Genomic DNA, 22,019 nt, shown 5'->3' with positions numbered 1-22,019 from the left:
GGATGGAGCGCAGCGTATTCCGGGGCCGCTGCGTCATACGAGGAACCCCGGATTTCGCTGCGCTCCATCCGGGCTACAAGTCTCTCATCGGGCCACAAGTCCCCTCAATCGATCTTGCGGGCCTCTTCCGGCAGCATGATCGGGATGCCGTCGCGGATCGGATAGGCGAGCTTGGCGCTGCGCGAGATCAGCTCCTGCTTTGCAGAATCGAACTCCAGCGGGCCCTTGGTCAGCGGGCAGACCAAAATCTCCAGCAATTTGGGATCGACGCTGGCTTCGGGGCGTTCGGTGGGCGCGTTCATGGGGGTCTCCGACGGTCGGTTGCCTCTAGCATAAAAAATCGTGGCAGCCCATCGCGTCGCTCAAGCTGAAACCATCCGCAGAATCTCGTCGAGCAGGCCCTCAAGCCGCGCGGCCGGCGCTGGCGGGCCCGACAGGGCGAAGCCGAGAAACGTCCAGTACAGGATTTGCGCGCGGGCTCGCGCTGTCGCCGCCTCGAACCCGCGCTTCCTCAGCAGCTCCTCGATATAGTCGAGCCTGCGCCGGTCGATGGCACGCACCGCCGTTTGTGCCGCCGCATCGAAGGCCGCCCAGTTCCGCACCGCGCGCTCGAGGTCGAGCCGCGCGCCAAAAGTCCTGCGCAGCAGCGCTTTCAGCGGCTCGTCGCTGTCCGCCTCGACATCGGCGATGATCTGCTCGGCCGCGATCTCGCGCCAGCGCTTCAAGAGAGCAGCATGGAATGCGCCGAGATCGGCGAAATGCCAATAGAAGCTGCCGCGCGAGACCCCCATGGCTTTTGCCAGCGGATCGGCCTTCAGCGCGGTGAAGCCGTCTCGCGCGAGCGCCTTCAGTCCCTGTTTGATCCAGTCGTCGGCGGTCAGCTGTTCGGCCATGTCGGGTTCCGGATGCAAACATACACTAGTGTATTGACAGCCGGCAGGCCAGCGCCTATCCCACCATACATAACTGTATGGACCATATTTGCAGGGAGCTTTGACGATGCGTGATCTCTTGCTCCAGTGCGCCGGGGTCTTGACCATTGCCGTGGCCCTCATTCATGGCATTCTCGGCGAGACCAAGGTCTTTGCCCGCGCCCGCATCGAGCCGGAGCGGCTCCGCACCCTGATCCGCCTGGTCTGGCAGGCCTCGACCGTCGCCTGGATCGGCGGCGGTGTGCTCCTGATCGCGGCGCCCTGGATGCAATCGGAGCCAGCGCGTCACTGGATCGTCGTCACCATGGCCGGTGTGTTCGGCTTCTCCGCTCTCGCCAACGCATGGGCCACAAGCGGCCGGCATTTTGGATGGATGGCGCTCACCGCCGTCGTCGTCATGGCGGTTGCTGGCTACTGAGCTTGCGCGTCGGGATCAGCCTGCTGTCAAACCGTGAGACGTAAGGCCGCAGTGTCGTCTCAAATGCGCGCTGCATACGGAGAGCGCTGAACTTTTTCGGATCGTTAGAATAACTCTAAAGCGAACTGGCCGCGAACCGCATTGACTTCATCATGTGCTTTGCTTCCTTCGGTCCCGCTTCGCCTGCCGGCGCAGCGCCCACGACAGAAGAGGAGACGTTCGTGAAGGTTATTCGTGTTGTTGCCGTTGCATTGACGATCGGGATTGGCATGGGATCGGCAGCCTTGGCCGATGGTTTCAAGGACTGCACCAAACTCGACAAGGCGTCGTGGAAGCCGGCGAGCGACGCCGAAGCCAAGGCCAAGGCGCTCGGCTACGAGGTGCGGCGCTCCAAGATCGAAGGCTCGTGCTACGAGGTCTACGGCGTCAAGGAAGGCAAGCTTTACGAGCTGTTCTACAGCCCAGAAGATCTCAGCCTGAAGCACACGATTGCGAAGTAGACCGCGCGAAGTGTCTGCGCAATGCTACGCCTGAGGGTGGTCCTCGCTTGATCGAAGAAACGGTGCCGCACGCACGCGGGGGGTCCGACCGGACCCCCGCGGATCGAACCGCCGCGCGGACAGTCGCGGTCTGGGACCTCCCGCTGCGGCTCTGGCACTGGGCGCTCGCGGCTTGCGTTCTGGCCGCGTGGTTCACGCCGACCGTCTATGACGGACTTCACCGCATCGTCGGTTATGCCGTACTCGGCCTTCTTGCGTTCCGTCTGGTCTGGGGTTTTTGGGGAAGCCGCTATTCGCGCTTTCGCATGGTCGGCGTCAGACTTCGGGCCGCGCCGGGTTATCTCTGGAATCTGCGCCGCGGCATCACCGGCCGCTATATCGGTCTCAATCCAGCCGGCACGTTGATGCTGGTGGCGCTGCTGGTCTCGCTGGCGGTCTCGACGATCACGGGCGCGATGTCGGTGACGGTGACCTTTTTCGGGGTCTGGTGGGTCGAGGACACCCACCACTATTCATCGGATGCGGTCATCGTCCTGGTCGTGCTGCACGTCTTGGGCGTGCTGATGATGGGACGCCTCCAGCGCGAGAATCTGATCAGCGCGATGATCACTGGACGTAAGCGCATCCGTCATCACCTCTAGAGCACTATTGGTTCTGATTGTGTCAGAACCGAAGCTTCGGTTCGGCGCGTCTCCTCCCCGCCAATCGGTGTCGCCTTCCTCCGCTCCAGGCCTCGCTGCCGGTTCCAGAGTGCTCTCGGTTGGCTCTACGAGCGGTGGCGCGCATTGTCCTGCGCGGGCGCGCCGCCAGATTTCAAATTGCACTGACCACGTTAAGCAACCAATAAGCATGCAATCAGGCGTTGCACAAAATTAACGCGAAGGCGGATTAGCACGGACACTATCGGCAATATCCACGATGGAGCGGCTGGGATGTTTCGGGTTTTCGGTTGCCTTGCTGTCGAGCACGATTGGCGGCTTGTCCTGCTCGCCGGTCTGGTCTGCTTGCTCGCGAGTAGCGTCGCGGTCAGTATCTTTCATCGTGCGATCGTGGCGCCCGCAAGAACGCGGTTGATCTGGATCGGGATTGCCGGCGCTGCCATCGGATATGGGATCTGGGCAACGCATTTCGTCGCGATGCTCGCCTACGAACCCGGCGTTACGACCGGCTACGGCATCGTACTGACGGCGCTTTCGCTTGCTACGGCAATGCTGTTGACGTCGGGCGGCTTCGGCATTGCGGCCGGCTATTCCGGCCGGTGGCGCGCCGCGGCAGGCGGTGTCGTCATTGGCGGCGGCATCGCGAGCATGCACTATCTCGGAATGTGGGCACTTGAAGTGCCGGGCCGCGTCACCTGGTCGCTGGATCTGGTGTTTGCCTCGGTCATTCTGGGCATGTGCCTCGGCTGTGCCGCCCTCGTTGTTGCAGTCAGGTACAAGAACTCCTGGGGCGCACTGTTGGCGGCAGTCCTGCTGACCCTTGCTATCGTCTCGCATCACTTCACGGCGATGGGTGCCGTGCAGATCGTTCCAGATCCGACGCGTTCAACCGACAGTCTGTCGCTTTCGCCGACTTTCCTCGCTCTCGCCATCGCCGGCGTGGCACTATCTGTACTTGGGATGAGCCTGATCGGCGTACTCGCCGACCGCCGCCTGGCAAGTAGAACCAGCAAATTCGAGGAGATCATCAGCCAGCTTTCGATCGCCCGGCAGCAGCTCGAAGGCTCGCAGAGAGAGTTGCAGGATCAGACGCTCAGGCTGGACACCGCGATCAACCACATGGTTGAGGGCCTTTGCATGTTTGATGCCGAGAAGCGGCTTGTCGTCTGCAACGAGCGCTACGCCCGACTCTATCGACTGCCGCCGGAACTGCTGCGGACGGGGACGTCGCACACCGACATCATCAGGCATCGCATCGTGAACGGAATCCTCAAGGGCGATCTCAGCGAGGGGGCTGCCGAGCAATTCATCTCGAAGCTGGCCGCGCTGCCGTTCGATGCGGTCTCAAGCAGGATCGACGAGTTTGCCGACGGCCGGTTGATCTGCGTGACGCGGCAGCCAATGGCCGGTGGCGGATGGGTTGCCACACATCTCGATGTGACCGAGCAGCGCCGGTCTGAGGCCAAAATCACTCATATGGCGCAACATGACGCGTTGACCGATCTGCCCAACCGCGTGCTGCTCAGGGAGCGGATGGAGCATGCCATCGCAGTTACTCGCAACGGTGGCGTCGACTTGGCCGTGCTCATGCTCGACCTCGACCGCTTCAAGGAAGTCAACGACACGCTTGGACATCCGGCGGGGGATTCCCTGCTCCGCGCCGTCGCCGCGCGCCTGCGCGAATGCACCACCGAAACCGCGTTGATCGCTCGACTGGGCGGCGACGAGTTCGCAGTGATCGATTACGTCACCAATCCAGCCGTGGAGGCTGCCGGCCTGGCCGAGAGCATCGGAAGGGCGCTTTGCGAGCCCTTCGATCTCGGCGATCACCGGGTCACGGTCGGCACCAGCATCGGAATCGCCATCGCGCCGCGCGATGGCAGCGATTCCGCCGTGATCATGAAGAGCGCGGATCTCGCCCTCTACTCCGCCAAAAGTGGCGGACGTGGCGCATACCGCTTCTTCGAGCCGGAACTCGACGAGCTCATGCACGCGCGACGCAACCTGGAGCACGATATGCGGGATGCCCTTGCCGATCGTCAGTTCGAGCTCCACTATCAGCCGTTCGTCAGCGCCGCTACCGGCGAGACCCGCGGCTTCGAGGCCCTGCTCCGCTGGCATCACCCACAGCGAGGACTGGTCACGCCGAGCGAATTCATCCCGCTTGCGGAGGAGACAGGCCTTATCGTGCCGCTGGGAGAATGGGTCTTGCGGACCGCCTGTGCGGAAGCCGCCAATTGGCCTGCGCATGTCAGGATCGCTATCAACCTATCTCCCGCTCAATTCAGGAGCAAGGAACTCGTTGCTGTCATTGTCGGCGCGCTGGCGAGTTCGGGAGTGGCGCCACACAGGCTCGAGCTCGAGGTCACCGAGACGGTGATCATGCACGATAGCGAGGCTGCTTTCGCGGTGCTCGGACAATTGCGCGAGCTTGGCGTGCGAGTTGCCCTGGACGATTTCGGCACCGGCTATTCGTCTCTGAGCTTTCTGCAGAGATTCCCGTTCGACAAAATCAAGATCGACCGCAGTTTCGTCAGCGAACTATCCAGCCCGAGCGCAGAGGCGCACCATCTTGCGCGGGCAGTGGTTCGTTTTGCTGTCAGCCTCGGCAAGATAACGACCGCCGAAGGCGTCGAAACGAAAGAGCAGCTGGACATCCTCCGTGAGGAAGGCTGCGTCGAAACACAAGGCTACTATTTCAGCCGGCCGATGCCTGCATCCAGCATCACCAGCATGCTGCGGCGAGGTGCCGAAGCGGCCTACCACGCTGCATGAGCATTCCTACCCTCACTGCAGCGGCGGATCGCCGCTGGTGCGCTTCTTCGCGAGGTCCATCTCGGTCACCGCGATCAAAATTTCGGCGCGGGTCTTCAGGTCGGGCGCTTCCAGCATCGCCTGCTTCTCGGCCACGCCATAGGGCGACATCATCGCCAGCGCGTTGACGAGTGCTTCGTTGGGAGCGGTCTCGACGCCCTCCCAGTCAACCTTGAGGTTGTTGGCCTTCAGAAAGTCCGCCAGCACCGTCAGCAGTGCTTCGCGATCGACCTCCTCCTCGCCCATGCGCGGCGTGAAGTCGTCGACGAAGGCAAAGAAATCCACCTTGCACTGCCGGTAGGCGGTGAGAACCTCAAGCTCCTCGACGACCTTGAAGCGCGAGACACCGGTGAGCTCGAGGATGTAGCGGCCGTCGCCGGATTCCGCGAGCTGGGTGATGCGGCCGACACAGCCGACACGGAACAGCGCCGGCTTGTCGGAATTCTTGGGCGAATGCGCGATGTCGGGCTGGATCATGCCGATCAAGCGATGGCCGTCGCGAAAGGCATCGTCGATCATCGCGAGGTAGCGCGGCTCGAAGATGTTGAGCGGCATCTGCCCGCGCGGCAGCAGCAGCGCGCCCGGCAGCGGAAACACCGGAAGGATCTCCGGAAGGTCGGCGGGCCCGCGATATTCGATGTTGATCGGCATCTGCCGGGTCCCCTGGCCTTGCCAGCGCGCGTCAGGAAAACAGGATGATCGACAAGCGCTTGCGTCCCTCGACGGTTGCATCGTCCGTGCCGCCCCAGGCCTCGAAGAACTGTACCAGCTGCTTGCGGGCGCCGTCGTCGTTCCATTTGCGGTCGCGCTTGACGATCGCGAGCAGCTGCTCGGTGGCCGCTGCCCGGTTGCCTTGCGCGTTGAGCGCGATCGCGAGGTCGAATCGGGCCTGATGATCGAGCGGGTTTGCGGCGACTTTCTGTTCCAGCTCGGCGACGGGCCCGAGCTGTTCCGCCTGCTCGGCCAGATCGATCGCGGTCTGCACGGCTTTCACAGCCGGGTCGTTGCGCTTGGATTCCGGGACCATGGCGAGCGTCTGCTTGGCCTGCTCCATCGCGCCGGAGACGGCGTAGCATTTCGCGAGCCCGGCGAGGGCCGCAATGTTGGTCGATTCGAGCTGCAACACCTCCGCGTAGATCTGGGCGGCCGCGGCGGCATCGCCCTCTGCGAGCACGGCCTCGGCTTCCTGGAGGATCTCCGCGATATTCGGCTCACCCGGCGCGGTCACGCCCTTGGTCAGCTTCTCGATGAAGGCGTTGAGCTGGCTCTCCGGGACCGCACCCATGAAGCCGTCGGCCGGCTGGCCGTTGACGAAGGCGATCACCGCCGGAATCGACTGGATGCCCATCTGGCCCGGGATCGCCGGGTGCTGGTCGATGTTCATCTTGACCAGCTTGACCTTGCCCTTGGCGGCCTTGACCGCTTTTTCCAGCAAGGGCGTGAGCTGCTTGCAGGGGCCACACCACTCCGCCCAGAAGTCGATCAGCACCGGCTGGCGCTTCGATTCCTCGATGACGTCCTTCACGAAGGTCTGGGTAGTCGTGTCCTTGATCAGATCGGCGGCAGCCGGGCCCGCTGCTCCGTTACCCTGGTCGATGATCGTCACGGGATCCCCTCGTCTGATGTCTGGAATTGGCGGGTCTTTAGCACGTCGCCAATTCATATGCTTCGCTGTTGGCCCTAAATTGGGCCGGGACGGCCGAATTTCAATCCGTGTGGGCCGATTCGCCGGTTCCGGAGCCTTTTTTGGGGCATTTGGCCGCGTTCGGGTCCATATCGGCCTCCGATTGCGCATCTATGCCGCCGGTAGCTGTTGCATTCCCCTCCCGCTTTTGGCATACGACAGCCGTTGCCGGCGCAGTCATGCGACCGACACAGGATGCGGGTGTAGCTCAGTGGTAGAGCACGACCTTGCCAAGGTCGGGGTCGAGGGTTCGAGCCCCTTCGCCCGCTCCAATTTTCTCCCAAAGCATCCAGTGAGCCGGACGGGCACGTGGTTTTCCACGCCTCTGGCGGCCGTTTGAGTCTCGAATGACAATTCTGGTCACAGGCAGCGCGGGCCATCTCGGCGAGGGTCTTCTCCGCACGCTCCGCGGGCGCGATTCGTCTGTGCGTGGGATTGACCTGAAGCCATCGCCCTTCACCGATGCCGTGGGCTCGATCGTCGATTCCGACTTCGTCCGGGCCCAGATGGACGGCGTCACCGCGGTGATCCACACTGCGACCCTGCACAAGCCGCATGTGGCGACCCACAGCAAGCAAGTCTTTGTCGACACCAACGTCACCGGCACGCTCAACCTGCTTGAAGCGGCCGTGGCCGCCGGCGTGCGCAGTTTTGTCTTTACCAGTACCACCAGCGCGTTTGGCTCGCAGCTTCGCCCCGAGGCGGGCCAAGCCGCGGTGTGGGTCACCGAGGACCTGCCGCCGATTCCGAAGAACATCTACGGCACGACCAAGCTGATGGCTGAGACTCTCTGCGAGCTGTTCTGTCGCGAGCGCGGCCTGCCTGTCGTGGTCTTGAGGACCTCGCGCTTCTTCCCGGAAGACGATGACGATCCGGCGATGCGGTCGGCTTACGCGCCGGAGAATGCGCAGGCCAACGAGCTGCTCTATCGCCGGCTGGATATCGCGGACGCGGTGAGCGCCCATCTGCTCGCCGCCGAGCGCGCGCCGGACATCCGGTTTGCCCGCTACATCCTGTCGGCCACGAGCCCGTTCGAGCAGCGCCACCTCGCCGCGCTGGCGCGCGATGCGGCCGGTGTGGTGCGCGAGCTCTATCCGGATTGTGCGGAGCTCTATGCGGCGCGAGGCTGGCGGCTGTTCCCCGCGATTGACCGCGTCTATGTCAACGAGCGCGTGCGGCACGAACTCGGCTGGCGGCCCGAATTCGACTTTGCGCATGTCCTGGAATGCCTTCGCGATGACCGCGATTTTCGCAGCACGCTGGCGCGCGATGTCGGGTCGAAAGGCTATCATGAGACGATTTTCGACGATGGTCCTTACCCCGTCGCCCGTAGCCGCCACCTTTGCTAATTCGCTCGATCCGTCAGATGTCTACCCGGAGTCACCGGCAGCAAGATGGCCGGAGCCGTTCTACTTTGCATGGGGTTGTTTTCGCGTTTGTTCCAGACCTCCTGCTGCCTGCAAATTAGCCGCGCATGATCTCGATTCCGCGCTGCAGCGAGAGCGTTGTCGTAGCGGCATTCGCGATTATTGCCTTTCCGTCTCAATTTTTACTGAGCGCTATCGCAGCGCACGCGGCGCGCTTCTCACCGCTCGCAGATGTGCTAACCTTCTGCGTCTGTCCTCTCGACAGAGTCCGAACTTCGCCTCTCGATAGCAAAATAAAATAAATGTGCAGCCCTGATGGCTGCCTTAGGGGAGTGACGCGATGAAATTCCATCGATCCGTCTTTCAATCCGTCCTGGCGCTTGCAGCGGTTGCCCTTCTCGCGGGGACAAGCGTCGGTCACGCGCAGCAGCAGGACAAGAACAAGCCGCTGAAGAAATACGAATCCGGCACCAAGGAGTTCTGGACCCATCCGCCGGACGACTGGTTCCTCGGCGACGAGACCGAGGCGCAGAAGGGCCTGGCGCCGCCGTCGGGTCCGCCCACCGGCGCGTCCGACGCCGAGCTCGCCAATATCGTCAAGAAGGTCAAGCTGCCGCCGGGCTTCAAGATGGAGGTCTACGCCTCCGGCGTGCTGGCCGCGCGGCAGATGGCCTGGGGTGACAAGGGCACGCTGTTCGTCGGCTCGTTCGGCCTCGGCAACGTCTATGCGATCAAGGACAACAACGGAAAGAAAGAGGTCAAGACGATCCTCAAGGGCCTGAACATGCCCACGGGTCTGGCCGTCAAGGACGGTGCCCTCTACGTCATCGCGGTCGACAAGCTGATCCGCTACGACGACATCGAAAACAAGCTCGACAATCCCGGCGAGGGCAAGGTCGTCTATGACGACATGCCGTCCTATGCCGCGCATGGCTGGAAATACATCGCGGTCGACAAGGAAGGCTGGTTCTACATTCCGTTCGGACCGCCCTTCAACATCGGCATTCCCCCGACCAGCGTGTCGCAGATCCGCCGCGTCGATCCCAAGACCGGCAATGCGGAAATCTATGCGCTCGGCGTTCGCAACTCGGTCGGGGGCGACGTCGATCCGCGCACCGGCAAGTTCTGGTTCACCGAGAATGCCCGCGACTGGATCAGCGACGATCTGCCCTCAGACAAGCTGAACATGATCAGCAAGATCGGCGAGCACTTCGGTTATCCCTACTGTCACCAGGGTGATCTGCCGGATACCAAGTTCGCGATGGGCCACAAATGCTCCGAGTTCACGCCGCCCGTGCTGAACCTCGGCGCTCACGTCGCTCCGCTGGGCATGAAGTTCTATACCGGCGACCAATTCCCGGCCGAGTACAAGAACAACATCCTGATCGCCGAGCACGGCTCCTGGAATCGTCACAAGTACCAGGGCGGCCGCATCATGCGCGTGATCGTCGGCCCCGATGGCAAGAACGCCAAGCAGGAGGTGTTCGCCTCCGGCTGGATCGAGGGCGACCAAGGCTATCTCGGCCGTCCCGACGACATCATTCTCGCCAAGGACGGCTCGATCCTGGTCGCCGACGACTGGGCCGGCGCGATCTACCGCATCAGCTACAGCAAGAAGTAGCGTAAGACGACGCGAGGCTGCGGTGCCGAGAGGGCGCCGCAGCCTTTCTCATTTCAATTTCGCACGCTGTCGTTTCCGATCGCGCACCGCTTGCGCGCAAGTCCGGAACCCTTGGCCACGAACGCGGGTTATCGAATTCTCAGATGCGTCATTGCGCATCATAGCTCGCGCTTCTTCGCCCCGGAATGACGCGTTCGATAGATCGGAATTCCAATCATGCGCCGGCAGTTCATCTCGCACGCAATCAGCGCGGTCGCGCTCCTCGCGCTCGGTTCTCTCCCCACAAGCGCCGCCGACAATGCCGCGATCAAGGAGAAGGCTGCCGTCTGCGCCGGCTGTCACGGCGAGAACGGCATCTCGCAGACCGAGAACATTCCTTCGCTCGCGGGCCAGCCCGATCAATTTCTGCAATGGCAGCTCGTGTTTTTCCGCGCCGGCTCGCGCAAGAACGACCAGATGCAACCCATCGCCGAGGAAATCACCAACGAGGACGTCCGCAATCTCGGCGCCTATTTCGCCGCGCTGACGCCGCCCACAGCGGCGGAGGACAAGGATCCGGACCTGTCGAAAAAGGGCGCCCAAGTTGCCGCCGGCCGCCGCTGCGCCTCATGTCATACGGATAGCTTTGCCGGCACCAAGGCCGTCGCGCGGCTGGCGGGCCAGCGCGAGGAATACCTGGTCAAGGCGCTGCACGACTACAAGAGCAGCCAGCGCGTCGGCGGCGGTGGCGCTGCGATGGCCGATGTCGCCTATCACATGAGCGATGAGGAAATCACCGCCGTCTCGCACTATCTCGCGTATTTCAAATAGCGGAAGCTGCGGCTACCCCACCCGCTGCTTCTCATACGCTTTCAAATGCGTGTAGGCGATGCGCAGCTTCGGCACCGGCACCTTGGCGGCATCGGCGCGAGCGATGAGGTCGCCGATGACGTGATCGGCCTCGACCGGCAGGCCCGCCTTGACGTCGCGGAACATCGAGGCCGTCATCGGTGAACCCTCGGTGGTGAGGTTGCCCTTCACGCGCTCGAAGAACGGCCCGCCCGGCGTGTAGCCCGACGCGGTGGCGATCGCGCTGGTCTCGTCCAGCATGCCGAGCAGGAAATCCCTGCCGCCGGGAGCGGCGAGAATATTGCCGACGGAGGTGCGCATCAGGCTGGTGGACGCGGCCAGCGAGGAAAGGAACACCCACTTTTCCCACATGTCTTGCACGATGTTCTGGCTGGCGGTGGCCCCAGCGATGCCGCTCTTGAAGGCCTCGTCGATCGCCTTGACGCGATCCGACAGCTCGCCGTCGCGCTCGCCGTAATTGATCGACTGCATCGGCTGGAGCTGCACCACCTCGCGCTTCTCGTTGAGCGTCGCGGCGATGGCGCAGAGGCCACCGAGCACGCGCTCCTTGCCGAACTTGTCGTCGAGGATATCGAGATGCTTCATGCCGTTGAGCATCGGGATGATCGCCGTATTGGGCCCGACTGCTGCCGCGAACGATTTGATGGCGTCGTCGAGGTCGAAGGCCTTGCAGCTCAGCAGCACGACGTCGAACTTGTCCTTGAGCGCGTCGGCCTGAATGGTCGGCGGATTTTTCAAGGTCACGTCGCCGTTCGGGCTTTTGATGACGAGGCCGGCGCTCGCGAGCTCGCTGGCGCGCCGCGGCCGGACCAGGAAGGTGACGTCGCGGCCGGCCTGCAACAGCCTGCCACCAAAATAGCCGCCGATGGCGCCAGCGCCGACCACGAGGATACGCATGGGATTGTCCTTGTTGTTGGTTCTTTTTCGTCGTCTTGGCGAAAGCCAGGACCCATTACCCCGACTGCCTCTTGTCGGACAAGTCGGAGCCCCCGCCTATCGCCAAACGCGATCCGGTGGTTATGGGTCCTGGCTTTCGCCAGGATGACGTCGAGGACATTGTTCGGTTTCCCTGCTTCGAGAAAATCACTTCCCCGACACCATCTCCTCGACCTCGCGCAACTGCTCCTTGCCGAAGAACATCTCGTTGCCGACGAAGAAGGTCGGCGAGCCGAACGCGCCCCGCGCGACAGCCTCCTCGGTGTTCTTGATCAGTCTGCCCTTCACCTCCGGTTCCCCGGCGCGAGCGAACAGCTTTTGCGCGTCGAGGCCGGAGGACGCCAGCGCCTTCGCGGCGATTTCCGGATCGTCCATCTTCTTCGGCTCGCGCCACATGTGGTGGAAGGCGGCTTCGACGTATGTTTCGAACACGCCCTCGAGCTGCGCCGCGATCGCTGCGCGCATCAGGTTCAGCGTGTTGACGGGGAAGAACGGATTCATGACATAGGGCTGCACCTGGAAGCGCTTGACGAAGCGCTCGGTCTCGACCGCGTGGAATTCGCGCTTGTTCTTGATGCCGGCAAGCGTCTCGGCGGGGGACTTGTTGTTGGTCGATTTGAAGATGCCGCCGAGCAGGATCGGCACATATTCGAATTTGACGCCGATGCGCTGCTCGATGGCGGGGATCGCGAGATGGCTGAGATAGGCGTTCGGACTGCCGAAATCGAACAGGAATTGCGGGGCTGTGCGGGTCAAAATCATGCTCCCTGACGTCGCTTTTTTTTTCGCATTGTGGCGCAGCGCGCGCCGCGGGTCTACCGTTTAATGACGGTCATAATCTCTTGATGATTTGGTCAGGTCAGGCGCCGGATCGTCCGCTTGCGCCACACCAGAAGGTAATAGCCCATCTGCAAAAGGAACATGGCGCAGAACACGATCGGATAGGCGGCCCACACACCCTGAAGGCCAATCGTGCGGCTCAGGATCACTGCGGATGGCAGCTCGATCGCCATAATGGCGAAGACCGCGAGCAGCATTGGCGTCAGTGCCACGCCGGCAGCGCGCATCGCGCCGGAAAACACCGTCGCCAGGCCGAACGGCACCGAGCTCCACAGTGCGATGTTGAGCAAGCTCTTCGCCAGCTCGAGCACGGTGTCATCAGTGATGAAGATGCCGAGCACGGCGCGCGGCGCGAGATAGATCAGCGCCACCAGTCCGCCCGTCAGGACGATGTTGAACGCAAGTCCGGTGCGCACGATGCCGTCGAGCCCCGCTCTGTCGCCGCGGCCGACCGCTTGGGCGCCGAGGATGGAAACTGCTATCGAAATCGACATCGCCGTGAACTGCGTGTAGCCCATCACCTGGTTGACCGCGCCATAGGCTGCGGTGGCGTTCGAGCCGAAGCCGTTGACGAGGCCGAGCAGCACCAGCTCGGCGATCGCCATCACCACCATGCCGATCGCGCTCGGCAGTCCAATGCCGAGGATCTGTCCCAGCACCACACGATTGAGCCGCAGATGGCGCAGCAGTGCAGCGTCCGGTGCCAAGGCATGTTTTCTCCGCAGCAGATAGGCCGCCAGCGCGACCAGCGTCAGCGCGTTGGCGATCGCTGCCGCCCAGGCCGGGCTGGTGATGCCGGCCGCCGGCAATCCGAACGACCCGCGGATCAGCATCGGCGTCAGGATCAAGCCGATCGCGGTCGACAAGGCCAGCGCCAGCAAAGGCGTCAGCGCGTCACCGACGCCGCGGATCATCGCCGTCATCAGCAGGAAGACGAAGCCGAGCGGCATGGTGAGCAGCATGATGCGGGCATAGGCGCTAGCCTGGTCGAGAATGTCTGCGGGCGTTGCGAGCATCATCATCAATTGCCGGCTGAAGATGCCGCCGATCAGTGCAATTGCAATCGAGAGCAGCAGGCCGATTGCGAGCGTCGTGCCGACGATGAGCTTGATCCGGCCCTGCTCGCCCGCACCATAGGCCTGGCCGATCAGCACCGTGGCGCCGGTGCTCAGCCCCATGACGAAGGCGAAAAGGAAGAACATCACCGGAAAGAACACCGAGACCGATGCAAGCGCGTCGATCCCGATCATCTGGCCGAGATAGACGTTGCTGACGGTGCCGAACAGTGATTGCAGCGCGTTGCTCAGCATCAACGGCGCGAGGAAGCGCAGAAAACTTTTCCAGAGCGGCTTGGCTGCGGACATGGATTGGCCTTTCAGGGCCTGCGAAACCGTCGCCACGCGCAATGCGCGTGGCCTGGCCGTCGATGGGGTTGTGAGAAGGCGCGCACCTAAGCGCGGTCGCTGTAGGCGAGCTTGACAATGTGGTCGCGGATGTCGGCGGGCCAATCCGCGATCAGTCCGGTGAAACGCCGCCGATCATCCGCAAACAGCGCGCGCGATGCTTCCTCGAACTGCGGCAGATTGCCGGCCATGGTCGACATGAAGTGATAGGCCGCATCGCGCGCCTGCCGCTCGCGGTCTTTGTCGCCGCTGGCACGCCGCGCCTCTTCGACAAGTTTCCGTAGTGCGACCGAGGCGCCGCCTGCTTGCGCGCTGAGCCACTCCCAGTGCCGCGGCAGCAGCGTCACCTCGCGCGCGACCACGCCGAGCTTCGGCCGGCCGCGACCGCGCGGCTCGCTCGGCGATGGGGTCTCCTCAACCGGGGGCGGGACCAGCTTCGCCAGTCGCGCCAGCACCTCGCGGTCTCCGCCGCGCAGATCGAAGTCGATCGATCTGCCCGTGGCGTCCTCGAAGATGATGATGGGCTCGTCCGGCCGCTCCGTCATCCTCTTGATGACCAGCGCGACCTCTCCTGCCGGCCCGGAGACCAGACGGCGATGCCCTTGGAAAGCGGTGAAAGTCTTCTGCATTGGAATCATTGCCATATTGGTCGCGATGGCAGCTTTAATACCCGGGTAAATTGCTAAGGTCAATATACCCGGGTTAAAATACCCGACCGGATGGCTCGACATTGCGTTCCCGGGCTGGCACGAACGCGCGGCCGATCGAACTATGCCTAGCCCCGGGGACCACGCGATGCTGACCGTTCATCACCTCAACAATTCCCGCTCGCAGCGCGTGCTGTGGCTGCTCGAAGAGTTGGGCGTGCCTTACGAGATCGTGCGCTATCAGCGCCAGCCGGACATGCGCGCGCCGAAGGAGCTCCGCGCCATCCATCCACTCGGCAAGTCGCCCGTTATCACGGACAACGGCAACACCATCGCCGAATCCGGCGCGATCATCGAATATCTCATCGCCACCTATGGCAACGGCCGGCTGGTCCCGCCGCCGAACACGCCGGAGCGGCTGCGCTTCACCTACTGGCTGCACTATGCGGAAGGCTCGGCGATGCAGCCGCTGCTGCTCAAGCTGCTGTTCACGCTGATGCCGAAGCGCGCGCCGGCGTTGCTCCGCCCGCTGGTGCGCAAGGTCTCGAACCAGGCGCTGACTGCGCTGGTCAATCCGCAGCTCAAGCAGCACATGGATTACTGGGAAGGCGAGCTCGGCAAGACCGAGTGGTTCGCCGGCAACGAGTTCACCGCCGCCGACATCCAGATGAGCTTTCCGCTCGAAGCTGCCCAGGCGCGCGGCGGGCTCGAGCTCGGCCACCCCAAGGCGATGGCGTTCCTGGAGCGCATTCATGCACGGCCGGCTTACAGCCGCGCCCTCGAAAAGGGCGGGCCGTATCAGGTGGGGCGATAGTTAGCCTGCATCAGTCCGCGTGCAGCACGCGCCCGCGCGTCTCCGGCAGCGCGAAGGCGGCGATGAAGAACAGCGCGTAAGCCACCACTGCGAAGATCGCGATCGCATTCGCAAGCGACGTCTTCGCCGACAGCGCTCCGACCAGGAACGGAAACAACGCGCCAATGCCGCGGCCGAAATTGTAGCAAAATCCCTGGCCCGAGCCGCGCAGCCGCGTTGGATAAAGCTCGGTCAGGAATGCGCCGACGCCGGAGAAATAGCCCGAGGCGAAAAAGCCGAGCGGGAAGCCGAGCACCCACAGGATTTCGTTGGTGAGCGGCAGCTGCGTGTAAAGCAGCACAACCGCCATCGCGCCGATCGAGAAGGTCAGGAACAGATTGCGCCGTCCGATCCGGTCGGCGAGCCAGGCGCCGGTGAGATAGCCGATGAAGGAGCCGATGATCAGGGTCGAGAGATAGCCGGTCGAGCCGACGATCGACAGGTGCCGCTCCTTGGTCAAGAACTGCGGCACCCAGAAGGTGACGGCGTAATAGCCGCCCTGGCAGCCCGTCGCCATCAGCGACGCCAGGATCGTGGTCTTCAGGATCGGGCCCGAGAAAATTTCCCAGAGCGCCGGACGATTGCCGCTCGCGGCCTGCTTGGCGCGGGCCTCGGCCGCGATCTCCGGTTCGGTCACGGAGCGGCGGATGTAGAACACCAGCAGCGCCGGTAGCGCGCCGATCACGAACATCCAGCGCCACGCCGTCTCCGCCGGCAAGGCCGAGAACAGGATCGCCTGCGACAGCACCGCGAGGCCCCAGCCGACCGCCCAGCCTGACTGCACCGAGCCGACCGCTCGCCCGCGATATTGCGGCCGGATCGCTTCACCCATCAGCACGGCGCCCGCCGCCCACTCCCCGCCGAAGCCGAGGCCCAGCACCGCGCGTGCGATCAGGAGCTGTTCGAAATTCTGCACGACCGCGCAGATCAGCGAGAAGAACGAGAACCAGATGATGGTGATCTGGAGCGTTCTGACCCGGCCGATATGGTCGGAGAGATAGCCGCCGAGCCAGCCGCCGATGGCGGAGGCCAGCAGCGTCACGGTGCCGGCGAGGCCAGCCGATCCCGCATCGACCTTCCACAGCGCGATGATGGTGCCGATCACCAGCGGGTAGATCATGAAGTCCATGCCGTCGAGCGCCCAGCCCGCGGCGCACGCCCAGAATGTCCGCCGCTCCGGCGCGTTCATGTCGCGATAGAAGGCAAGAAGGCTGGTGTCCTCGATCTCGGCGCGTTCGATGCGCTGGTTCGGATCAACGGTGGTCATGCGCGTTTCCCGACGGTGTTTTCTTTGGCTGTTTCTCTGGCCTCGCGATGGTAGCACGCGCGGCGGCGCGCGTAAGCCGGCCGCCGGCCTTCGCGCCATGCAAGGACAGAGTTACTGCCCCGCTGCTTCCGCGCCCCGGGTGCGTGGATCGGGCGCGCCGAGCGGCCCGTTGGCGGTCACCGCGATCGAATTCGCCGATGTCTGCCCCATCGGCGCGACGATGTGATGATCCATCGCCTTCAGCTCGAGCAGCACATTGTCGGGAAAGCCGCTCTCGACCCGGACCTCGTCGGGCAGCCATTGGTGATGCAGTCGCGGTGCGGCCACGGCGGCGGCGACCTCCATGTTGTAATCGAGGACGTTGACGATCACCTGGAGCACTGTCGAGATGATGCGGCTGCCGCCCGGCGAGCCCGTCACCAGCACCGGCTTGCCGTCCTTCAGGACGATGGTCGGCGACATCGAGGACAGCGGCCGCTTGCCCGGCCCGGGCAAATTGGGCTCGAACCCGACGAGGCCATAGGCATTGGAAGCGCCGACCGCTGCGGTGAAATCGTCGAGCTCGTTGTTGAGCAGCACGCCGGTGCCGTCGGCGACGAGGCCGACGCCGTAGCTGAAGTTCAGCGTATAGGTGTTGCTGACGGCGTTGCCGCCGCCGTCGACGACGGAAAAATGCGTGGTGTTGCTGCCCTCATGCGGTGAGGCCGCGGTGGAAACGAGCTGTTTCGACGGCGTGGCGCGATCCGCGGAGATGGTTGCCCGCAGCTTGGCGGCGTAATCTTTGCCGGTGAGCGTCCCGATCGGCGCGTTGACGAAGGCGGGATCGCCGAGATAGCGCGCCCGGTCCGCATAGGCGCGCTTCATGGCCTCGATCAACAGATGCAGCGAGGCCGGCGATCCCTGCTTCAGATCGGCGAGCTGAAAACCTTCGAGGATATTGAGCGTCTCCACCAGCACCACGCCGCCCGACGACGGCAGCGGCATCGACACGATGTCATAGCCGCGATAGGTGCCGCGCACCGGCGCGCGGATCACAGCCTGATACGATTTCAAATCGGCCGACGTCATGATGCCGCCCGCGTCAGTCACGGCCTTGGCAAGTTTTTCCGCGACCGGCCCCTCATAGAAACCGCGCGGGCCCAGTGCGGCGACAGCCGACAGCGTTTCGGCGAGATCGCTCTGCACCAGCTTGTCGCCTTCGCCAAGCGGCGTGCCATCAGGCCGCGAGAAGATCTGGGCCGAGGTGGGCCAGCGCACCAGCCGCTTGTGCCAGCCCGGCAGCGTGTCGGCAATGTCGTCGCCGACGAGGAAGCCGTCGCGGGCGAGCACGATCGCGGGCTCGAGCAGTTGCGCCAGCGTGAACCGGCCCGAGCCATATTTTTCCAGGGCCAGCGCAAGACCCGCGACGGTGCCAGGCACGCCGACGCCGAGCGCGGAATCCCGCGACTTCGCCGCATCGGGCTTGCCGTCGGCGCCGAGGAAAATCTGCGGCGTCGTCGCAGCCGGCGCGGTCTCGCGATAATCGATCGTGATGTCTTCGTTGCGCTCGGTGGAATGAATCACCATGAAGCCGCCGCCGCCGATATTGCCGGCGCGCGGATAGGTCACGGCCATCGCAAAGCCGGTCGCGACCGCGGCATCGACGGCATTGCCGCCGCGCCGCAAGATATCGGCGCCGACCTGCGCGGAGATTTTCTCCTGCGCTACTACCATGCCGTGTTCGGCGGGAACGGCGTGCACGGTGTCGAGCGCGGGCGGCACATAGGCCCGCCGCGCATCCTGCGCGGTCGCGGTCGGAAGTCCGAACGCCAGAGTGGCAAGGAAGGCGAAAAATGTCCGCCGTGTCGAAAAAGACGACATCATCAAACTTCCGCAATGGCCATGGGCAGTTCACATGCAGCGCTGCAATGCTATACGGTTTGCCCCGACAGAGGCAAAACTGTTCGTGATGAGGATTATGGAGTGACGACGATCGCCCGGGATGCGCGGATCGCCGGCGCGCAGCGGACCTATCCGCCGCGCAGCGCCGTCGTCAGCTGGATCTTCTTCGACTGGGCTGCGCAGCCTTATTTTACGCTGATCACGACCTTCGTGTTCGCGCCCTATTTCGCCACCGGCATTGCGCCGAATCCCGCCACCGGGCAATCGTTGTGGGGCTTTGCGATGGCTGCCGCGGGCCTCGCGATTGCCTTGATGTCGCCGGTGCTGGGGGCTATCGCCGATGCGTCGGGCCGCAGGAAGCCGTGGATCGCCGGATTCGGCGCAGTGCTGGTGCTGGCATCCTGCACGCTGTGGATCGGCAAGCCCGGCGATCCCTCGATCATTCCGCCGCTGCTCACCGCGGTCGCGCTCGCCAGCGTTGGCGCGGAATTCGCCACTCTCTTCAACAATGCGATGATGCCGACGCTGGTGCCGCCGGAGCGCATCGGGCGGCTCTCCGGCACCGGCTGGGCGACGGGTTATGTCGGCGGCATCGTCAGCCTGGTCATCGTGCTCGGCCTGCTCGCCGCGAATCCCGAGACCGGCCGCACGTTGCTCGGCTTCACGCCTCTGTTCGGGCTCGATCCGATCAGCCGTCAGGGCGATCGTGCCGCCGGACCGTTGACCGGACTTTGGTTCATCATTTTCGTGACGCCGATGTTCCTGTTCACGCCGGACTATCCGGCGAAGCGTCCGGTGCGTGAGGCGCTGCACGAAGGCCTGTCGGAGCTGAAGCAATCGATCAAGGGGCTGCCGCAGCAGAAATCGCTTGCGGCGTTTCTACTCGCCAACATGATCTACACCGACGGTCTGGTGTCGCTGTTTGCCTTCGGCGGCATCTATGCCGCGGGCACGTTCGGCTGGCACACGATCCAGATCGGCACCTTCGGCATCATGCTCGCGATCGCCGGCGCGTTTGGCGCGTGGTCCGGCGGCAAGCTGGACGATCGCTTCGGGCCGAAGCGCGTGATCGCCGGCAGCATGCTGATCCTGCTGCTGGCGCTGGCGGCGATCCTGCTGGTCGACAAGGATTCGATCCTCTTCATCAAGGTCGCGCCGCCCACGCCCGGCGGTGCATTGTTCGCGGCTGCGTCAGAGCGCGCGTATCTGGTGCTGGGCTGCCTGATCGGTGCGGCCGGTGGTCCGCTGCAAGCGGCCTCACGTACGCTTCTGATCCGTCTCGCACCGAAGGACCGCATCGCGCAGTATTTCGGTCTGTTCGCACTGACGGGGAAAGTGACGTCCTTCATCGGCCCGCTGCTGATCGGCGTGATCACCGCGGTGACGGCGAGCCAGAAGGCCGGCATGGCCGTGCTGGTGGTGTTCTTCGTCGCGGGTCTGGCGCTGTTGATGCGGGTGCGGGAAAATTAGCGTCGTCCCGGCCTAGTGCGCAATTGCGCACGGGGACCGGGACCCATACCGCGTGATTGCTCGTTGCCGCGACACGGCCAGTACCGCACACCAAACTACTTCCTGGGCTATGGGTCCCGACCTTCGCCGGGACGACCCGTCGAGAGTTTAGTACACGACAGATCTAGTGCCTGAAGTGCCGCGTGCCCGTGAACACCATGGCGATGCCATGCTCGTCGGCGGCCTTGATCACTTCGTCGTCGCGCATGGAGCCGCCGGGCTGCACCACGGCGGTGGCGCCGGCCTCGATGCAGGCGAGCATGCCGTCGGCGAACGGGAAGAACGCATCCGACGCCACCACCGAGCCCTTGGTGAGCGGTTCGGCGAGCTTCAGCTCGGCGGCCGCATCCTGAGCCTTGCGTGCCGCGATCCGTGCTGAATCGACCCGGCTCATCTGGCCGGCGCCGATGCCGACGGTCGCGAGATCCTTGGCGTAGATGATGGTGTTGGACTTGACGTGTTTTGCGACACGGAAAGCAAACTTCAGGTCGCGCATCTCGGCATCAGTGGGCGCGCGCTTCGTGACAACCTTGAAGGTCATGTCGTCGACGACGGCGTTGTCGCGGCTCTGCACGAGGAGACCGCCCGCCACCGTCTTGGCGGTGAGGCCCGGCGCGCGCGGGTCGGGCAGGCTGCCGGCGAGCAGAAGCCGAAGGTTCTTGCGCGCGCCGATGATGGCGATCGCTTCCTCGCTAGCGTCAGGCGCGATGATCACCTCGGTGAAGATTTTCGTGATCTCGCGCGCGGTGTCAGCATCGAGTGCGCGGTTCATCGCGATGATGCCGCCGAACGCCGAGGTGGAATCGCAGGCCAGCGCCTTGCGGTAGGCGCCGACGAGGTCGGAGCCCTCCGCGACGCCGCAGGGATTGGCATGCTTGACGATGACGCAGGCTGCGGTGCGCTTGGCGTCGAACTCGCCGATGCATTCATAGGCCGCATCCGTGTCGTTGATGTTGTTGTAGGAGAGCTCCTTGCCCTGGAGCTGCCGCGCGGTCGAGACGCCCGGCCGCTTGTCGGGCGTCGCATAGAACGCCGCGGTCTGGTGCGGATTCTCGCCATAGCGCAGTGACTGGATCAGCCGGCCGCCGAAGGCACGGAAATCGGGCGCGTCGATCTCGAGCTGGCGATTGAACCAGTTCGAGATCGCGGCGTCATAGGCGGCAGTGCGCGCGTAAGCCTTGGCGGCAAGGCGCCGGCGCAACTTCAGCGTGGTTGCACCGCTGTTGGCGGCGAGCTCATCGAGCACGGCCTGATAGTCCTGCGCCTCGACCACGACGGCGACGTCGTCATGATTCTTCGCGGCGGCGCGGATCATCGCGGGGCCGCCGATGTCGATGTTCTCGATGCAATCCTCGAAGCCCGCGCCTTTGTCGACGGTCGCCTCGAACGGATAGAGATTGACGACGAGGAGATCGATCGGCGCGATCCCATGCGCCGTCATCGCATCCGCATGGTCCTTGTTGTCGCGGATCGCGAGCAGACCGCCGTGCACCTTCGGATGCAGCGTCTTCACGCGGCCATCCATCATCTCGGGGAAGCCGGTCAGCTCGGACACGTCCTTCACCTCGAGGCCGGCCGCGGCGATCGCCTTCGCGGTGCCGCCGGTCGAGATCAGCTCGACATCGTGCGCGGCAAGCGCCTCTGCGAAGTCGATCAGGCCGGTCTTGTCGGAAACGGAGAGAAGTGCGCGGGTGACGCGGCGGGGATGGTCAGTCATGAGCAAGATCCTCTGTCTGAAGGAGTAATGCCCAGGCGCGCGGCAGCTGTGTCCCGCGCTTCCCGATGGTGCTCCATCCAAGGTCGCCAGTCGCGCGAGCGAGGGCTCGATAGCAGTTTTCG

General features: G+C 63.9%; 21 protein-coding genes, 1 tRNA gene and 1 riboswitch. Of the genes, 10 read left to right on the top strand and 12 right to left on the bottom strand.

The window, feature by feature from the left end; translation table 11 throughout:
- Nucleotides 1-104 precede the first annotated feature (104 nt).
- Together AC0L23_RS35235 and AC0L23_RS35230 are read right to left on the bottom strand one after the other, a co-directional pair.
- Nucleotides 105-302, bottom strand: coding sequence for a Trm112 family protein (locus tag AC0L23_RS35235; RefSeq protein WP_007598651.1), 198 nt, complete (start codon nt 300-302; stop codon nt 105-107).
- Nucleotides 303-362: 60 nt separating this feature from the next.
- Entirely contained in the window at nt 363-893 is a 531-nt protein-coding gene (locus tag AC0L23_RS35230; RefSeq protein WP_085359593.1) for a TetR/AcrR family transcriptional regulator, read from the bottom strand.
- 106 nt (nt 894-999) lie between these two features.
- On the opposite strand from AC0L23_RS35230, the gene AC0L23_RS35225 reads away from it, so the two are divergent.
- The 3 genes from AC0L23_RS35225 (at nt 1,000) to AC0L23_RS35215 (ending at nt 2,491) form a co-directional block, all read left to right on the top strand.
- On the top strand, nt 1,000-1,350 hold the full coding sequence (locus tag AC0L23_RS35225) for a hypothetical protein (protein ID WP_018459672.1): 351 nt from the start codon (nt 1,000-1,002) through the stop codon (nt 1,348-1,350).
- Nucleotides 1,351-1,571: 221 nt separating this feature from the next.
- A complete protein-coding gene (locus tag AC0L23_RS35220) occupies nt 1,572-1,850 on the top strand; it encodes a PepSY domain-containing protein (protein WP_007598654.1) in 279 nt (92 codons plus the stop codon).
- Nucleotides 1,851-1,897: 47 nt separating this feature from the next.
- Nucleotides 1,898-2,491 (top strand): cytochrome b/b6 domain-containing protein, encoded by a 594-nt coding sequence (locus tag AC0L23_RS35215; protein ID WP_085384733.1) that lies wholly within the window; start codon nt 1,898-1,900, stop codon nt 2,489-2,491.
- Nucleotides 2,492-2,722: 231 nt separating this feature from the next.
- Here the strand turns inward: AC0L23_RS35215 and AC0L23_RS35210 are convergent, their stop codons facing one another.
- Nucleotides 2,723-2,890, bottom strand: a complete 168-nt coding sequence (locus AC0L23_RS35210; RefSeq protein ID WP_240543269.1) for a hypothetical protein — start codon at nt 2,888-2,890, stop codon at nt 2,723-2,725.
- On the opposite strand from AC0L23_RS35210, the gene AC0L23_RS35205 reads away from it, so the two are divergent.
- Nucleotides 2,855-5,284, top strand: coding sequence for an EAL domain-containing protein (locus AC0L23_RS35205; protein WP_473358069.1), 2,430 nt, complete (start codon nt 2,855-2,857; stop codon nt 5,282-5,284). The genes AC0L23_RS35210 and AC0L23_RS35205 overlap by 36 nt on opposite strands.
- Before the next feature lie 12 nt (nt 5,285-5,296).
- Here AC0L23_RS35205 and AC0L23_RS35200 read toward each other — a convergent pair whose 3' ends face one another.
- Nucleotides 5,297-5,974, bottom strand: coding sequence for an LON peptidase substrate-binding domain-containing protein (locus AC0L23_RS35200; protein WP_018459676.1), 678 nt, complete (start codon nt 5,972-5,974; stop codon nt 5,297-5,299).
- Nucleotides 5,975-6,005: 31 nt separating this feature from the next.
- Nucleotides 6,006-6,929, bottom strand: coding sequence for a thioredoxin (gene trxA, locus AC0L23_RS35195; RefSeq protein WP_007598659.1), 924 nt, complete (start codon nt 6,927-6,929; stop codon nt 6,006-6,008).
- A 275-nt stretch (nt 6,930-7,204) separates the two neighbouring features.
- Here trxA and AC0L23_RS35190 point away from each other — a divergent pair.
- The 4 genes from AC0L23_RS35190 (at nt 7,205) to AC0L23_RS35175 (ending at nt 10,805) form a co-directional block, all read left to right on the top strand.
- A tRNA-Gly gene (locus AC0L23_RS35190) sits at nt 7,205-7,279 on the top strand.
- A gap of 75 nt (nt 7,280-7,354) precedes the next feature.
- A complete protein-coding gene (locus AC0L23_RS35185) occupies nt 7,355-8,356 on the top strand; it encodes an NAD-dependent epimerase/dehydratase family protein (protein WP_085359597.1) in 1,002 nt (333 codons plus the stop codon).
- Nucleotides 8,357-8,714: 358 nt separating this feature from the next.
- On the top strand, nt 8,715-9,995 hold the full coding sequence (locus AC0L23_RS35180; RefSeq protein ID WP_085349220.1) for a PQQ-dependent sugar dehydrogenase: 1,281 nt from the start codon (nt 8,715-8,717) through the stop codon (nt 9,993-9,995).
- 216 nt (nt 9,996-10,211) lie between these two features.
- Nucleotides 10,212-10,805 carry a c-type cytochrome gene (locus AC0L23_RS35175; protein ID WP_018459679.1) on the top strand — a complete coding sequence of 198 codons (594 nt, stop codon included), beginning with the start codon at nt 10,212-10,214 and terminating at the stop codon, nt 10,803-10,805.
- 12 nt (nt 10,806-10,817) lie between these two features.
- On the opposite strand, the gene panE is transcribed toward AC0L23_RS35175, so the two are convergent.
- The 4 genes from panE to AC0L23_RS35155 form a co-directional block, all read right to left on the bottom strand.
- Nucleotides 10,818-11,741 (bottom strand): 2-dehydropantoate 2-reductase, encoded by a 924-nt coding sequence (gene panE / locus AC0L23_RS35170; RefSeq protein WP_085359599.1) that lies wholly within the window; start codon nt 11,739-11,741, stop codon nt 10,818-10,820.
- 186 nt (nt 11,742-11,927) lie between these two features.
- Complete coding sequence (locus AC0L23_RS35165) at nt 11,928-12,542, bottom strand: 2-hydroxychromene-2-carboxylate isomerase (protein ID WP_085349218.1); 615 nt, start codon at nt 12,540-12,542, stop codon at nt 11,928-11,930.
- Nucleotides 12,543-12,634: 92 nt separating this feature from the next.
- Entirely contained in the window at nt 12,635-13,984 is a 1,350-nt protein-coding gene (locus AC0L23_RS35160; protein WP_026233859.1) for an MATE family efflux transporter, read from the bottom strand.
- 86 nt (nt 13,985-14,070) lie between these two features.
- A complete protein-coding gene (locus AC0L23_RS35155; protein ID WP_085349217.1) occupies nt 14,071-14,667 on the bottom strand; it encodes a DUF2239 family protein in 597 nt (198 codons plus the stop codon).
- A 151-nt stretch (nt 14,668-14,818) separates the two neighbouring features.
- Between AC0L23_RS35155 and AC0L23_RS35150 the strand changes: the two genes are divergently transcribed.
- Complete coding sequence (locus AC0L23_RS35150; RefSeq protein WP_085349216.1) at nt 14,819-15,484, top strand: glutathione S-transferase family protein; 666 nt, start codon at nt 14,819-14,821, stop codon at nt 15,482-15,484.
- Nucleotides 15,485-15,494: 10 nt separating this feature from the next.
- On the opposite strand, the gene AC0L23_RS35145 is transcribed toward AC0L23_RS35150, so the two are convergent.
- Both AC0L23_RS35145 and ggt read right to left on the bottom strand, forming a co-directional pair.
- A complete protein-coding gene (locus AC0L23_RS35145) occupies nt 15,495-16,790 on the bottom strand; it encodes an MFS transporter (RefSeq protein WP_085359601.1) in 1,296 nt (431 codons plus the stop codon).
- Nucleotides 16,791-16,901: 111 nt separating this feature from the next.
- Complete coding sequence (ggt, locus tag AC0L23_RS35140) at nt 16,902-18,653, bottom strand: gamma-glutamyltransferase (RefSeq protein WP_085349214.1); 1,752 nt, start codon at nt 18,651-18,653, stop codon at nt 16,902-16,904.
- Between the two features lie 99 nt (nt 18,654-18,752).
- On the opposite strand from ggt, the gene AC0L23_RS35135 reads away from it, so the two are divergent.
- The gene (locus AC0L23_RS35135) at nt 18,753-20,141 is read left to right on the top strand and encodes an MFS transporter (RefSeq protein WP_085359603.1); all 1,389 of its coding nucleotides are present in this window, start codon (nt 18,753-18,755) and stop codon (nt 20,139-20,141) included.
- 163 nt (nt 20,142-20,304) lie between these two features.
- On the opposite strand, the gene purH is transcribed toward AC0L23_RS35135, so the two are convergent.
- On the bottom strand, nt 20,305-21,897 hold the full coding sequence (gene purH, locus AC0L23_RS35130) for a bifunctional phosphoribosylaminoimidazolecarboxamide formyltransferase/IMP cyclohydrolase (RefSeq protein WP_085359605.1): 1,593 nt from the start codon (nt 21,895-21,897) through the stop codon (nt 20,305-20,307).
- Between the two features lie 22 nt (nt 21,898-21,919).
- A riboswitch (ZMP/ZTP riboswitch) is annotated at nt 21,920-22,001 on the bottom strand.
- Nucleotides 22,002-22,019: the final 18 nt, after the last annotated feature.

The sequence above is a fragment of the Bradyrhizobium sp. MI1.4 genome (genome assembly GCF_055811315.1).
The sequence above is the reverse complement of the archived record's forward strand: the minus strand, read 5'-3'. Positions and strand labels throughout refer to the sequence as shown.

What these genes read in the sequence shown, in the direction of transcription:
- AC0L23_RS35235 (WP_007598651.1), bottom strand. Translation starts at nt 302, where the DNA reads ATGAACGCGCCCACCGAACGCCCCGAAGCCAGCGTCGATCCCAAATTG.
- AC0L23_RS35230 (WP_085359593.1), bottom strand. Translation starts at nt 893, where the DNA reads ATGGCCGAACAGCTGACCGCCGACGACTGGATCAAACAGGGACTGAAG.
- AC0L23_RS35225 (WP_018459672.1), top strand. Translation starts at nt 1,000, where the DNA reads ATGCGTGATCTCTTGCTCCAGTGCGCCGGGGTCTTGACCATTGCCGTG.
- AC0L23_RS35210 (WP_240543269.1), bottom strand. Translation starts at nt 2,890, where the DNA reads ATGAAAGATACTGACCGCGACGCTACTCGCGAGCAAGCAGACCAGACC.
- AC0L23_RS35200 (WP_018459676.1), bottom strand. Translation starts at nt 5,974, where the DNA reads ATGCCGATCAACATCGAATATCGCGGGCCCGCCGACCTTCCGGAGATC.
- AC0L23_RS35185 (WP_085359597.1), top strand. Translation starts at nt 7,355, where the DNA reads ATGACAATTCTGGTCACAGGCAGCGCGGGCCATCTCGGCGAGGGTCTT.
- AC0L23_RS35180 (WP_085349220.1), top strand. Translation starts at nt 8,715, where the DNA reads ATGAAATTCCATCGATCCGTCTTTCAATCCGTCCTGGCGCTTGCAGCG.
- AC0L23_RS35175 (WP_018459679.1), top strand. Translation starts at nt 10,212, where the DNA reads ATGCGCCGGCAGTTCATCTCGCACGCAATCAGCGCGGTCGCGCTCCTC.
- panE (WP_085359599.1), bottom strand. Translation starts at nt 11,741, where the DNA reads ATGCGTATCCTCGTGGTCGGCGCTGGCGCCATCGGCGGCTATTTTGGT.
- AC0L23_RS35165 (WP_085349218.1), bottom strand. Translation starts at nt 12,542, where the DNA reads ATGATTTTGACCCGCACAGCCCCGCAATTCCTGTTCGATTTCGGCAGT.
- AC0L23_RS35160 (WP_026233859.1), bottom strand. Translation starts at nt 13,984, where the DNA reads ATGTCCGCAGCCAAGCCGCTCTGGAAAAGTTTTCTGCGCTTCCTCGCG.
- AC0L23_RS35155 (WP_085349217.1), bottom strand. Translation starts at nt 14,667, where the DNA reads ATGGCAATGATTCCAATGCAGAAGACTTTCACCGCTTTCCAAGGGCAT.
- AC0L23_RS35150 (WP_085349216.1), top strand. Translation starts at nt 14,819, where the DNA reads ATGCTGACCGTTCATCACCTCAACAATTCCCGCTCGCAGCGCGTGCTG.
- AC0L23_RS35145 (WP_085359601.1), bottom strand. Translation starts at nt 16,790, where the DNA reads ATGACCACCGTTGATCCGAACCAGCGCATCGAACGCGCCGAGATCGAG.
- ggt (WP_085349214.1), bottom strand. Translation starts at nt 18,653, where the DNA reads ATGATGTCGTCTTTTTCGACACGGCGGACATTTTTCGCCTTCCTTGCC.
- purH (WP_085359605.1), bottom strand. Translation starts at nt 21,897, where the DNA reads ATGACTGACCATCCCCGCCGCGTCACCCGCGCACTTCTCTCCGTTTCC.